Source organism: Rhizobium herbae (assembly GCF_017873135.1).
Taxonomy (GTDB): Bacteria; Pseudomonadota; Alphaproteobacteria; order Rhizobiales; family Rhizobiaceae; genus Pararhizobium; species Pararhizobium herbae.
Genome location: NZ_JAGGJV010000011.1, coordinates 158,128 through 171,881, shown reverse-complemented (window position 1 = coordinate 171,881; position 13,754 = coordinate 158,128). Strand labels below are relative to the sequence as shown.

Genomic DNA, 13,754 nt, shown 5'->3' with positions numbered 1-13,754 from the left:
CGTGTCAGCCCTCAGTTTGTTCTTTGCATCCACCGGCTTGCCCATTTCAGGATGAGCGCGACGAAAACGATGATGATGACGAGATAGACTTCGGCGAGCATGGTGCCGTAGCCGACGTTGGAACGGTCCCGGTATTCCCGGAAGATGAAACTCGATACCGTGTCGGTCGCGCCACCGGGGCCGCCTGCCGTGACGTTGATGACGATGTCGGCAAGTTTCAGCTCGAATATGATGCGCAGGATCAAGGCGGTCATGCTCACCGGCAGCATCAGCGGGAAGGTGATTTCCTTGAATGATTGCCAGCCAGTGGCGCCATCGACGCGCGCCGCCTCCTTGATTTCCGCAGGCAATGCCTGCAGGCCTGCCAGCAGCAGAACCATCATGAAGGGAATGGATACCCACGCATCCATGGCCATGATCGACAACCGCGCCAGCCAGGGGGTGGAGAAGAAGGCGGGATTGTCCCAGCCCAGATAGCGTGCCAGCGTCGCCGCGGGACCGAAGCGGTACTCCATTAGCGATTTGCCGATCATCCAGCTGACGGCGACCGGGCTCAGCATCAACGGCAACAGAAAAGCGACGCGGAAGAACTTGCGGGCCTTGATCTCCGCGTTGAGGAGAAGAGCCAGGCCGAAGGCGATCGCATATTGGGCGAGAACCGCCAGAACATAGTAGACCATGTTCAGGAGCGCATTCCAGAAATAGGTATCCGCCAGAAGTGTGCGCAGATTGTCGAGACCGTTGAAGCGTCGTCCCTCGACCGCACTGAGGTTCCAATCGGTAAACGCGATGTAGAGGCCGAAGATTGTCGGGAAGATCACCATGGCGACGGTAAAAAGAACCGCCGGAAGGACGAAGGCCGCACGCTCGCCCGCCTCGCCGCGGATCATCACCTGGGATACGCCGAAGACCACCGCCCAGATGAGATAGACGTAGAGCAGAGGGCGCCAGCTCTCAAAGCCCAACGCAATGACGCCCATGGCATCGAGCGACTGAAGCGCCAGGACCACCAGGAAGGTGATGGTCGCGAACGCCAGCATAGCCCTGCCGAGCAGGACATGTTTTCCGGCAGGGGCAGCACGGCGCACTGCAAATGGTTCGTTCGTGACCAGCGTCATTGACTGAGACATGGCAGCAGACCCTCACGGCCGAAGTTTGAAAATTGTCTCTGCGGTTCCGGCGACATGGGAGAATCATGCCGCCGGAACCCCGCAGGTGAGCCCTTGAGGCGATTGACCTCAGGCTCAGACGCCGAGCGATGCCTTGTAGAGGGCTATCTGCTTGTCGCGGCCCAGCTGATCGGTGATCTTCTCCCAGGCAACGGCAATCGCATCCGCCCCCTCCTGGGCTGTCATCTGGCCTGCGAACACCTTGGCCAACTCGTCTTCCGCGACGCTGTAATACTGGAAGATGCCGGGGATGCGCGGCTCGATGGCAGCATTGGGGTGGTTGTATGAGTTCGACTGCGAGGCGAGATAGTTCGAGATGAAGGCCTCGTCGTAGCCAGCCTCGACCCATTCCTTGGTGTCGAACTGGCTCTTGCGATAGCACTGGAAGCCGGACGGATATGCCGCCATCCACAGAGCCAGGTCTTTGCCGCCGAGATGGGCGGCGGCGCTCCAGGCTGCCTTCTTCTTTTTTTCGTCGCTGTCGACCCGGGCCATGACGTAAACGCCCCATCCGAGGTAGGCCATGTTCGGGGCGTGGTTCGGACCGCTCGACAGCTTGTCCCATTGACCGGTCTTCGAATTGTAGACGTCATCCGAACCAGGCAGGATATCGAAGGCAACACTGTCGCCGATCACCGACGTGTCGCTGGTGCGCGCGCCCGAACCGACATCGCCCCACCAGGAAACCATGGATCCGGTACCAGCCAGGAACTGCTGGAAAGCGGTGGTGCCAGGGTCGGCATTGAGCTGATCGCCAGACTCCGACGGCAACGCGTCGATCACGTCTTGAATGGCCCGGACCCAGGCCGGGTTGTTGATCCGCGGCTTCATCGTATCAACGTCGAAGAGCCAGGCCTTGTCGTCCGGATGCTTGGCATAGGCGGTGGCGCGGCTGCCGAGGAAATAGAAGCCGAATCCACCCCAGGCTTTCGGCGCATCGAGATAGCCGATCGCTTCCATGCCGCCGATCGTCTTGCCCTTGAGAAACTTGGTGACTTCCTGAACCTTCTGCCAGGTCTTGGGCACCCCCCACTCGCCCTCGTGCCCCTCGTCCTTCCAGGCCTTTGCCAGACCGGCATCGGTAAAGTAGTCGGCGCGGTAGTTGAAGTTGTGGCAATCTCCATCAACCGAGATGCGATACGTCTTGCCGTCCCAGGTTCCGACCGGCGCCTTGAGGTAGTCGACATAGTCGTCCATGTCGATCTGGGCCTTGACCCAGTCCGGCATCTCGGATGCAAGGCCCTTGCCGCAGACGTCACCCTCGAACGGCGCGCCCATTTCGAGAATGTCGAAATCCACCGTGCCGGTGGCGATGGCCTGCTGCAAACGCGGATTGTAATCCGCCTGCGCCAGATCGATCCACGAAATCTTGGCGCCAGTGTAGTCTTCCCAGGATTTCAGGAAGCCGCGGAAGATCACATTGTGAAGATTCTGGTTGTTGAGCCCCATGAAAGACAGTGCGACGCCGGCAAATTCCCCCTGCGCAACATTGCTCTTGGTCGCATTGAGGCACAGTTCCCCGACCTTCTGCCAATCCGCATCGGTCGGCGAACCCTTGCCGACGCCGGGAATCCGCAGGATCTGGCTGCGCAAGGACGCGTCCTGCGCGCTGGCGCTGCCGACAGCATCGAGAATGGTGCCGGCGGCGGCAAGAGCCCCCAGACTGGCGCCAGTCTTCAAAATGGCGCGGCGACTCAGGCCGATCGCCATCATTCTTTCGAAATCACTGACTTTCATAATTCACTCCTCCCGTTGAACAAATCACCACACGTGATGGGTATCGGCCGAGCCCCTGCGTCGCAGAGCATCGGCGAAGCGGCTCTCAATCGAGCCGCAATCCGGTTTTCAGATCGAAAAGATTCACGGATGCCGGGTTTGGCGTCATCGCCATCGGCTGACCGGATCGGTCCTCCACCCGGTCGCGAAAGACGCCGATGACTTTCTGGTTGCCGATCCGGGCAAAGACCTGCGTCTCTGATCCCGTCGTCTCCACGACAGTGACGTTGGCCGTCACTTCGCCGCCAAGTGCGAAATGCTCCGGCCGGATGCCGTAGAAGGCGGGTCGGTCGTCAGAGCCTTCCGGTGCGCGAACGAGCGGCAGCCGGATACCGTCGTCGGTCTCGAAAAAGCGTGCCCCGGACGTCCGGATGTGGCCTTTGAGCAGGTTCATCGACGGCGAGCCTATGAAACCGGCAACGAAAGTGTTGGCCGGCTTGTCATAAAGTTCGAGCGGTGAACCGATCTGCTCGACGCGTCCGTCCCGCAGCACGACGATGCGATCCGCCATCGTCATCGCCTCGACCTGGTCATGGGTAACATAGATCATCGTGGTCGCAAGCCGCCGCTGCAATTCCTTGATCTCCGCGCGCATCTGCACCCGCAGCTTCGCATCCAGATTGGAAAGCGGTTCGTCGAACAGAAAAACCTTTGGATCGCGCACGATCGCCCGTCCCATGGCGACACGTTGTCTCTGCCCCCCGGAGAGTTGACGCGGATAGCGTGCGAGATAGGGAACCAGATCGAGAATCTCGGCCGCTTTCTTCACACGGTCATCGATATCCGCCTTGGGCTCTCCGCGCATTTTCAATGCGAAGCCCATGTTCTCTGCGACGGTCTTGTGGGGATAGAGAGCGTAGCTCTGGAACACCATCGCAATGTCGCGATCTTTTGGTGGCAGATCGTTCACCACCTGGCCGTCGATGCGAATATCGCCGAACGTGATCGGCTCCAGGCCCGCGACCATGCGCAGAAGGGTGGATTTGCCGCAGCCCGAAGGGCCGACCAGGACCACGAACTCGCCATCGGGTATTTCCACCGAAACCCCGTGGATAACGGTCAGGCTTCCGTAGGCTTTGCCGACGTTCACGATATCCATGGATGCCAATGCGAATTCCTCCCGGTGCGTCGCGCTCCCCACGACGTTTGATCGTCCCTCCGGAAGGAGGTGGCGGTTGTCGCATCCGGCAACAACCGCCACCGTCCGGTCCACCTTGGGAGGGACATCATTCTGTTAGAAACTTCACACAATACCGTGTTGTTGTAAAGTAATTTATCAACAGGTTCGGAGTTATTTTATTCCGCCTCTCATTCTCCCTGCTTTTTCCACGTGATACTCGGTAAAGTCAGCGCGTCCGGCCTACTGTCCGATGGAGATGCACTGCGCATCACTCAAAGCAGGATTTGCAAACATCACGATAAACATGTACTTCGTGAAGATAACGCCCGCATCTAAGGGAGGTAATAGGTGCTAAAAGGAATCGATCCGGTCATCAACGCTGAACTAATCCATGCGTTGATGCTGATGGGACACGGGGACCAGCTGGTCTTGTGCGATGTCAACCATCCCGCCCAGACCATCGCCCAGCACACCACCTACGGCCGCCTCATTGACGTCTCTGGCTGCGGTCTTGAGCGGACAGCGGAAGCAATCCTCAAGCTTTTTCCGCTCGACACATTCGTCGAAGCCCCCGTGAAACGGATGCAGGTTGTGGGCGACCCGGAAAAGCAAATCCCAATCTTTTCCGCGATGCAGACGGTTGTCGATCGAGCGGAAGCGCGGCCGATCAAGATGGGCGCATTGGAACGCTTCGCATTTTACGAGGCTGCAAAAAACTCGTTCGCAATTGTCAGAACCTCGGACCCGGGACCATACGGGTGCTTTATTTTCAGCAAAGGTGTCATTTAGTCGAACTGACCGCCTTGATAGAACTAGAACCGCTGACCCCCTCTTCCATCGAACCGAGCGAGGCCTGAATTGACCGTGCAAATCCAGAGGCTCCTGATGAAACCAGCGGCTGTTGCCGTGACCGCAGGGCAGCGCTCAGCGCTTTTTTAGAAGCTGGAGCTATATCGCGATCGATGTGGACAGCAGCATCGCCGGCATGGCGGGATCGTCCGCATCGGTGACAAGCAGGAGATCCAGTCGATCGCCATCCAGCCGAGCACTGATGCCCTCCACTTTGTATGGCCGGTCAAGTTGCTGCAGGGAGAACAGATGCCCATCGTTGCCGATGATCCCGATGGCAGCCCCGATACAAGGCCCATCGCGATAAGCATCTTCGGTATCTTCCGCCACGCCACAGAAAACCATGTCACCGTTGGGCATAGACGCTGCGTCGGTGAAGCAGAAGGGAACGCCTTCGATCAAGCCAAGGCTGAGCCGATTGATGGCGGATGGGTCGATGGGATCGGCGTGCGCGCTCTGCAACGCATCGAGGACTGGCGAAAGCGGATAACGGATGATCGCATTGTCGGGGTGCCGCTTGTTGCCGCGTTGGAACAAGCGCAACTCGCCGCCGACGACAACCGCGCCCTCGATGTTGAGTTCAGCGAACGCATCGTAAAGCGGGCCGAGAATAGGGGACATATCCAGTTCATGAGACGAACCGCAGACCGCACCAAGCCGGTCGAGGCTGAGCAGAGCGCCGCGGCAACGGTTCGGCCTTGATCCCGATCCGAAAGCCAGGAGGGCGCCATGCGGAAAACCTTGGAAAGCTGGAACGAGGACGAGCGCCTCGAGGTCTGGCTTCTGCCGCTTTCGCTCATCCTTGATATCGGGCAACGCACCCTCAAACAGCCGGATCAGTCGACCGGGCTCAGGGACGCTTGTGGAAAATACACCGAGGTGAAGTTCGTCGTCAGCGACAACATAAGCAATAGGGCCGATGCACACGAGCCCGCTTGCAGCGCTTATATGTGAAGGCTGCGCGCTGGGAATCGTCGCTGAGATGTTGAGTTCGCGCTTCTTGGTAAGGGAGATCATTTGCTGTGTCTTATCAGGCTGAATTGAACAGCTCCAGCGCTTCCCGCACGGATTGGACGAGAGCTGCCGAGATCGGGATGTCCGGCAGCCTCTACCTGTTTTGCCCACACGGTTCTTTCCACACTCACCGCTCTATGCGCCTTCGGTGCGGTCAAAAGGCGTCCACTAAAGAATGCGCGGGTACCCTTCCGAGCCTAACGCCTCAACCACTTTTCGACGCGCGCTCATCCACCCACTGCCAATCGCGGATCTCCGGCATGTCTTGGCCGTGCGCTCGAATATACGCCCGGTGCTCAACCAACTTGCTGTCCATCACTTGCTTCAATCCCACGCGGATGCTTTTCAGTTCCGGCACCCAGTCCAGCACGCTATGCACGATATGGTAGCGGTCGAGGCCGTTCAGCACAGTCATGTCGAAGGGCGTCGTCGTCGTGCCTTCCTCGTTGTAGCCGCGCACATGGATGTTGTTGTGATTGGTTCTACGATAGGTGAGACGATGGATCGTCCAGGGATAGCCGTGGTAGGCGAAGATGACTGGCTTGTCGGTGGTAAACAGCGCGTCGAACTGCTTGTCTGAGAGGCCATGCGGATGATGCTCTTTCGGCTGGAGCGTCATCAAATCCACGACGTTGACGACCCGGATGGCCAGATTCGGAGCAAGCTCCTTGAGGAGCTGCACTGCGGCAAGCGTTTCCAACGTTGGAACGTCGCCAGCACACGCCAATACGACGTCGGGTTCGCCTACATTCCCCGTCGAAGCCCAATCCCAGATGCCTATTCCCGCCCGGCAATGAACGACCGCCTTGTCCATCGACAGCCACTGCCAGGACGGCGGCTTGCCCGCGACAATGATGTTGATGCGATTCCAGGTGCGCAGGACGTGATCGGTCACGCAGAGCAGTGTGTTCGCATCCGGCGGCAGGTAGACGCGCACGATGTCTGCCTTCTTGTTGAGGGCGACATCGATGAAGCCTGGATCCTGATGGCTGAAACCGTTGTGTTCCTGATGCCAGACATGGCTCGAAAGCAGATAATTCAGCGACGAGATGGGTCTGCGCCATGGAATATCCTGGCACGCATCCAACCACTTCGCGTGCTGATTGAACATCGAGTCGACGATGTGAATGAATGCCTCGTAGCAGGAAAACAGCCCGTGCCGGCCGGTGAGGAGGTAGCCTTCCAGCCAGCCCTGGCAGGTGTGCTCTGACAGGATTTCCATAACTCTGCCGTCCCGGCCGAGATGTACATCCTCCGGAAGGATCGTTTCCATCCACGCGCGTTCTGTCACTTGAAAGACATCCTGAAGCCGGTTAGACGCGGTCTCGTCGGGACCGACGATCCGGAAGTTCTTGGCTACGTCGTTAAGCTTCACCACGGCGCGCAGGAAATCGCCCATCGCTTTTGTGGATTCGGCTTTCATGGACCCCGGCTGCCCAGCTACCACTGCATGATCTTGCAATGAGGGGAGATCGAGGGACTTGCGCAAAAGACCACCGTTAGCATGTGGATTGGCACTCATCCGACGCATGCCCCGCGGCGCCGTTTCCCGGATTGATGCGAAGGGAGCGCCTGTCGGGTCAAACAACTCTTCTGGCCGATAGCTTCTCAGCCATTCCTCCAACAGCTTCAAATGCTTCGGATTTTCCGCAATCCCCGACAGCGGCACCTGATGCGACCTCCAGAACCCTTCGGTTTTCAGCCCATCGACCTCTTTCGGGCCGGTCCAGCCCTTTGGGCTGCGCAACACGATCATCGGCCATTTGGGACGTGAGGAATGTTCTGAACCGCCCCGCGCGGCGTTTTGAATGTTATGAATCTTGTCCATGGCCTGGTCGAGAACAACGGCCATGCGCTCGTGCATCAGTGAGGGATCGTGCCCTTCGACAAAGAGCGGCTCGTAACCGTATCCGATGAACAGCGCATGTAGTTCGTCCTCAGGTATGCGCGCCAGAATGGTGGGATTGGCGATCTTGTAGCCGTTCAAATGCAGGATTGGCAGAACGGCGCCGTCGCGCGCAGGGTTCAAGAACTTGTTCGAATGCCAAGCGGCCGCCAGCGGCCCTGTTTCAGCCTCTCCATCGCCGACCACGCAGGCAACGATAAGATCCGGGTTGTCAAAAGCCGCGCCAAAGGCATGTGAAAGTGCATAGCCGAGTTCGCCGCCCTCATGGATGGAGCCGGGGACATCCGGCGCTGCATGGCTGGGTATGCCGCCCGGAAATGAAAACTGCCGGAACAGTTTCCGCATTCCCGCCTCGTCAAGCGTGATGTCTGGATAGAGTTCGCTATACGTGCCTTCGAGATAGGTATTGGCGACCATTGCCGGGCCGCCATGGCCCGGCCCACAGACGTAGATGACACCCTCGTCACGGGCTCGGATAACGCGGTTCAGATGTGCGTAGATGAAGCTCAGGCCGGGCGATGTGCCCCAGTGGCCCAGGAGCCGTGGTTTGACATGATCGAGCCGAAGCGGTTCGCGCAACAGTGGGTTGTCCATCAAGTATATCTGGCCGATCGTCAGATAATTAGCTGCCCGCCAGTACGCGTCGATGTCATGCAATTCGCGCTGCGAAAGACGTTCAGGTGCAACAGATGCACTCAGGGGATCGCTCATATTGGCTCCTGGTTTCGCAGACCTAAAAATTTGCGTGGTGGGGGCGGATTCGGCTGCGAAGTCGAAGCACCGTTCTTGGCGTCTTTATCGACGCTAACGCATCAAACGGTCCTTGGGTCCATCCGGCCGCGACGAATGCCGAAGCGACAGACATGAAACTTGCGGCCAGAGGTCGCATAGCCGGCGAGCGTCTCCAGCGTGCCCGTCGTTTCCGCACGGAGCAGCGACCTGCAATAGATCCGCTAATCTCTGTTCGTCACCGCGACGGCGCGAAGATCGGGAACGAGCGATCCTTCACCGGTGACGCGGATATCGGCGGCGTTTGCCTCATCAGTATCGATATGCATCTCGGTGACGGAGTTGGCGCCGACACGGACCAGGGTCTTGCCGAACACCAGCCCGCGCTCTTCGTCGCCGATGTAAACGTCCACGACCACACCGTCCGCCAGCCCCAGGCGTCTGGCTTCATCCGGGTTCGTATGGATATGACGCGCGGCCACAATCAGTCCATCGGTATCAAGATTACCGGCGGGTCCCATAAGCCGGATCGTTGGCGTACCGTCCAGCTTACCACTGTCGCGAACGGGTGCATCAATGCCGAGCGCAAACCCGTCCGTTCTCGAAATTTCGATCTGCGTCTGGGGACGCTCAGGGCCGAGGATGGCGACGCGCTCCAATCGACCTTTCGGCCCCTCCAGCGCGACGCGCTCGCTCGCGGCCCATTGGCCTGGCTGGCGTAGCGGAATGGCAGGCGTTAGGTGGTATCCAGCTCCGAACAAGGCCTCGACCGCTGGTCGGGACAGGTGAACGTGACGGGCCGATACCGCGACGGGGATCGGTTCGGACACTGTTGCTTTTGGTGCCAATGCAGCGGCCGTCTCCCGGGCGATCATCAACTGCTCGGCAGTCTCGGTGACGATTACCCGCACTCTGGCGCCATAGGCCTGGATCTGCGGGGCAGCGTGGTTGGCAAGTTCGACACACTGGTTGCGGTCGTGGTCGAGTCGCAGACCCATGAACTCCAGTCCATCGCAGATGCGCCGGCGCATTGATGGCGAGTTCTCGCCGATGCCTCCGGTAAAGACGACAGCATCGAGACCACCCATCGCCGCCGCATAGGCTCCAATGTATTTTCGGGCGCGATAGGCGAACAATTCGATCGCAAGCTGGGCATCGGCATCACCTTTGCCGGCCCGATCTTCGACGTCGCGCATGTCGGACGAACCCGTAAGTCCCTTGAGCCCGCTCTCGGAATAAAGCGCTTGCTCAACATCAATGATCGACAGCCCAAGGTGCCGCAACAAGAATCCAAACAGGCCCGGATCAACGTCGCCGGAGCGTGTTCCCATCACCAATCCCTCAAGCGGCGTCATGCCCATCGATGTGTCTATGCTCTCCCCGCGGTTCACCGCGCAGACACTGGCACCGTTGCCAAGATGCACGCTGACGATCTGCAGATCACGCAGCGGTTCGCCAATCTCCTCCGCGGCGCGCATAGCCACATACTTGTGTGAGGTGCCATGGAACCCAAACCGCCGCAGACCGGCATCACGCCAAGCCTTCGGCACGGCGTAAGTCGTTGCACGCGGTGGATTGGTGGCATGAAATGCGGTGTCGAAGACCGCGACCTGAGGAAGATGCGGCCAGACGTCCTTCGCAATGTGCACAGCCAGCAGATTTGCGGGATTGTGCAGCGGCGCCAACGGCGTCAGTGCTTCAATCGCCGTAATCGCTGCTTCATCAAGTACCACTGCGGTTTGGAACTTTGCGCCCCCGTGGACAATCCGGTGGCCGACCGCTTCCAGTTGGGTCACTTGATGGCTATCAAAAATTTGCGGAAGGGCCGTTAAGACAGCTGCAATGTCGCCAAATGGCGCTTCTCCGGTCTCTGCCACACCGTCCTTGGTGATCTTGTAGGAACAGCTCCCGGCCTCAAATTTCTCGTAGGTCGCTTTGAATATCTCGGCCGCCTTTTCTGCAATCTCGAAAACGCCGACTTTGAGGCTGGAACTGCCGCAGTTCAACACAAGAATTTTCACAGAACGCCTTTCGAACCAGTTCGGCTCCGCAGTGTCGGTGGGGTTTCCCGATCTCCAACCTAACATGGTCACGACCGCTGATTGCCGTCGTCACCTCTCCTGTTCAGGGTGTGAGGGCGACCGTCCGGCTGGAAGCAAACCCATAGCACACTTGATTGAAACTGCCGTGTTCAATCTACGCGAGGAATAAGGAGCCCTGGGCGACTTTGTTGGCTACAGTGATCACCGCGCAAAGCGTGGGTTAAGTCCACGAGGCAAGGATAATCTTTTGAACGAACAAAGTCGGTCTTCTTCACTCGATGATTATTCGCTGCAGACAAGCGAAGCTGTAGCGCGAGAGTTGGGCAGCAATGCCGAGGACGGCCTGAGCGGATTGAAGGCGGCAAGGCTCCTGGCTGAATTTGGCCCCAATGAACTGCGGGCGGTGTCTCCGGTGCCCGCCTGGCGACGCATGCTTGCTCAATTTCGGGACCCGCTTGTTTATCTGCTACTGGGCGCGATCGTCGTCGCCTTCGCAGCGTGGCTCATCGAAGGCCGGGAGGGTTTGCCGGTAGATGCGATTGTCATCGCCATGGTGGTCGTGGCCAACGCGACTCTCGGTCTCGTGCAGGAAGCACGGGCAGCGAACGCCGTCGCCGCGCTGGCGCGGATGACGGCTGTGACCTCTTCAGTGCTGCGCGACGGGGAGCGAAGGCGCATTCCGAGCGCCGAGTTGGTCCCGGGCGACATCCTGCTGCTTGAGGAAGGCGACGCCGTTGGCGCCGATGGTCGGCTTCTGCTCTCTGCGAGCCTTCGCGTGCAGGAAGCATCGCTCACCGGCGAAAGCGAGGCCGTTCTGAAAGACGCAGCCGCCCTGGATGATCCCGCGCCGCTCGCCGAACGTTCCAGCATGGTTTTCAAGGGCACTGCGGTCGTTCAGGGGACCGGTCGCGCCGTCATCACCGCTACCGGCATGCAGACCGAGATGGGCGCTATCGCCACCATGCTCGACGCCACGGTGGAGCAGCCGACACCACTGCAGAAGGAGGTGTCGCTGATCGGACGCACGCTCGGCATTGCCGTTGTCGTCATCGCCGTCATCGTGGTCGCCACGGTGCTGCTGGTATCCGATATACAAAGCCCTTCCGACGTCATCACCGTGCTGTTGCTGGGAGTATCGCTGGCAGTCGCGGCCGTGCCGGAAGGTCTTCCGGCAATCCTGTCGCTCGTGCTGGCGCTTGGAGTCCAGCGCATGGCCAAACGCAACGCCGTCGTCAAGACGCTCTCGTCGGTGGAGACCCTCGGCTCAGCCTCCGTCATCTGCTCTGACAAGACCGGCACGCTCACCCGGTCGGAGATGACGATCGAGCGGATCATGACTGCGTCGGGCGGCAGCCGCGTTACGGGCGTTGGCTATGCGCCGCTAGGCCGCCTGGAGGTCGAGGGCGGCGTAGCGCCCGAGGGAACGCTTCGCGCCGAGCAGATCGTCGTCCTCAGCGGAGGCAGCCTGGCCGGCAATGCCGCCTTGCGGCAGACAGAAGACGGAGCCTGGGAGATCCACGGCGATCCAACCGAAGCCGCGTTTCTTGTGGCGGAGTGCAAGCTCGGAGTGGAGGCCCGCCGCCAGCGACGTTTCGAGCGCATCGGCGAGATCCCGTTCAGCTCCGACCGCAAGATGATGTCGACCATCGAGCTCGATCACGAGCACGGGGGCGAACGTATCCTCATCACCAAGGGCGCGCCCGACGTGTTGATGCAGCACTGCAATTGCATCCGAATTGGTATGGACGTGGCCCCGTTCGACGAGGCGCAGCGCACGCGCGCGCACGCCGATGTGGAGCGACTGACGGACGAGGCGCTACGCACTTTGGCGGTCGCCTACCGGCCGTTGGAAGCAGATGAAGACCCGCAATCCAGCGAAACGCTGGAGCACGACCTGATTTTTGTCGGTACCGTGGGCATCATCGACCCGCCGCGCGAAGAAGCGGCGGTCGCGATTTTGGCTGCTCACCGCGCCGGCATCCGGGTCATGATGATCACTGGCGACCATCCACGCACTGCGGCGCGGATCGCTGCTCTGCTGGGCATCGTCGAAAACGGGACGAAGGCACTGACAGGCGCCGAACTGGACGCCATGGACGATGCTGGTTTCGCGGCTGCGGTACGGACGACCTCGGTCTATGCACGCGTGGCGCCCGTACATAAGTTGCGCATTGTTGATGCCCTGCAAGCCGACGGTAGCGTAGTGGCCATGACGGGGGACGGCGTCAACGACGCTCCCGCTTTGAAGGCAGCAGACATTGGCGTCGCCATGGGGATCACCGGCACGGAGGTCACCAAGGAGGCGGCCAAGATGATCCTGGCCGATGACAATTTCGCCACCATTGTCGAGGCGGTGCGCGAAGGGCGCGCCATCTTCGAGAATATCCGCAAGTTCCTCCGCTATCTGCTGTCGTCCAACATGGGCGAAGTTCTGACCGTGTTCTTGGGCGTCGTCGGGGCCGGCGTGATCGGGCTGGGTGGCGGCGGCGAGTTGGTGCTGCCGTTGCTGGCCACCCAGATCCTTTGGATCAATCTGGTCACTGATTCCTGTCCCGCGCTTGCGATGGGCATCGACCCGGAAACCGACGATGTGATGGGGCGTCCGCCTCGCAAGGTGAACGAGCGCGCCATCGACGCGCGCATGTGGCGAGGAGTGATCGCAATCGCCCTCGTAATGGCGCTGGCCACGCTTCTCACCATCGATCTTTACCTGCCGGGTGGGCTGATTGAAGGTTCGCAGAGCCTTGATCAGGCTCGAACTGCCGGGTTCACTGTCCTGGTTCTTGCCCAGCTATTCAATTGCTTCAACGCACGTTCTGAGACGACCAGTGCTTTCCGCCATCTGTTTACGAATCGGTGGCTGTGGGCAGCCATTGGACTGTCAGTTCTGCTCCAGATTGCGGTCGTCAATTTCGGACCGCTCAACGTGGCGTTCGGGACAGTCCCCCTGCCGCTTGAACAGTGGCTCGTCTGCGTGGCCATCGGCAGCAGCGTCCTTTGGTTTGGCGAGGTCCGCAAATGGCTGCTTCGGCGCTGGGGCAGATGATACATATCCACGCACGCACCCGCAGGCGCCGAGAGTGGTGATAGAGATGTGCCTCGGCTTCCAATTATCGAGCCGCGCGTAGATCATCCCAGCAATACCCACA

The 13,754-nt window shown here is 59.8% G+C and carries 8 protein-coding genes; 2 read left to right on the top strand and 6 right to left on the bottom strand.

The features are described 5' to 3' along the window. Nucleotides 1-11: 11 nt before the first annotated feature. From J2Z75_RS25635 to J2Z75_RS25625, 3 genes are all read right to left on the bottom strand, one after another. Complete coding sequence (locus tag J2Z75_RS25635) at nucleotides 12-1,040, bottom strand: carbohydrate ABC transporter permease (RefSeq protein ID WP_234937580.1); 1,029 nt, start codon at nucleotides 1,038-1,040, stop codon at nucleotides 12-14. A 204-nt stretch (nucleotides 1,041-1,244) separates the two neighbouring features. Continuing rightward, on the bottom strand, nucleotides 1,245-2,906 hold the full coding sequence (locus J2Z75_RS25630) for an ABC transporter substrate-binding protein (protein WP_209856252.1): 1,662 nt from the start codon (nucleotides 2,904-2,906) through the stop codon (nucleotides 1,245-1,247). 85 nt (nucleotides 2,907-2,991) lie between these two features. Next, nucleotides 2,992-4,053: an ABC transporter ATP-binding protein gene (locus J2Z75_RS25625; protein WP_209856251.1), complete on the bottom strand. Its 1,062-nt coding sequence runs from the start codon at nucleotides 4,051-4,053 to the stop codon at nucleotides 2,992-2,994. A 360-nt stretch (nucleotides 4,054-4,413) separates the two neighbouring features. Here J2Z75_RS25625 and J2Z75_RS25620 point away from each other — a divergent pair, with 360 nt between their 5' ends. Continuing rightward, nucleotides 4,414-4,854, top strand: a complete 441-nt coding sequence (locus J2Z75_RS25620; RefSeq protein WP_209856249.1) for an RbsD/FucU family protein — start codon at nucleotides 4,414-4,416, stop codon at nucleotides 4,852-4,854. 159 nt (nucleotides 4,855-5,013) lie between these two features. On the opposite strand, the gene J2Z75_RS25615 is transcribed toward J2Z75_RS25620, so the two are convergent. The 3 genes from J2Z75_RS25615 to J2Z75_RS25605 form a co-directional block, all read right to left on the bottom strand. Continuing rightward, nucleotides 5,014-5,931 carry a DUF6929 family protein gene (locus tag J2Z75_RS25615; RefSeq protein WP_209856247.1) on the bottom strand — a complete coding sequence of 306 codons (918 nt, stop codon included), beginning with the start codon at nucleotides 5,929-5,931 and terminating at the stop codon, nucleotides 5,014-5,016. Nucleotides 5,932-6,133: 202 nt separating this feature from the next. Then, entirely contained in the window at nucleotides 6,134-8,545 is a 2,412-nt protein-coding gene (locus J2Z75_RS25610) for a phosphoketolase family protein (protein WP_209856246.1), read from the bottom strand. A 242-nt stretch (nucleotides 8,546-8,787) separates the two neighbouring features. Continuing rightward, nucleotides 8,788-10,584 (bottom strand): acetate/propionate family kinase, encoded by a 1,797-nt coding sequence (locus J2Z75_RS25605; protein ID WP_209856244.1) that lies wholly within the window; start codon nucleotides 10,582-10,584, stop codon nucleotides 8,788-8,790. Between the two features lie 268 nt (nucleotides 10,585-10,852). Between J2Z75_RS25605 and J2Z75_RS25600 the strand changes: the two genes are divergently transcribed. Next, the gene (locus J2Z75_RS25600) at nucleotides 10,853-13,651 is read left to right on the top strand and encodes a cation-translocating P-type ATPase (protein WP_209856241.1); all 2,799 of its coding nucleotides are present in this window, start codon (nucleotides 10,853-10,855) and stop codon (nucleotides 13,649-13,651) included. Nucleotides 13,652-13,754 lie beyond the last annotated feature (103 nt).

Excerpts from the sequence above, each read along its gene's own strand:
- J2Z75_RS25635 (WP_234937580.1), bottom strand. The coding sequence starts at position 1,040 with ATGCTGGCGTTCGCGACCATCACCTTCCTGGTGGTCCTGGCGCTTCAG.
- J2Z75_RS25610 (WP_209856246.1), bottom strand. The coding sequence starts at position 8,545 with ATGAGCGATCCCCTGAGTGCATCTGTTGCACCTGAACGTCTTTCGCAG.
- J2Z75_RS25630 (WP_209856252.1), bottom strand. The coding sequence starts at position 2,906 with ATGAAAGTCAGTGATTTCGAAAGAATGATGGCGATCGGCCTGAGTCGC.
- J2Z75_RS25615 (WP_209856247.1), bottom strand. The coding sequence starts at position 5,931 with ATGATCTCCCTTACCAAGAAGCGCGAACTCAACATCTCAGCGACGATT.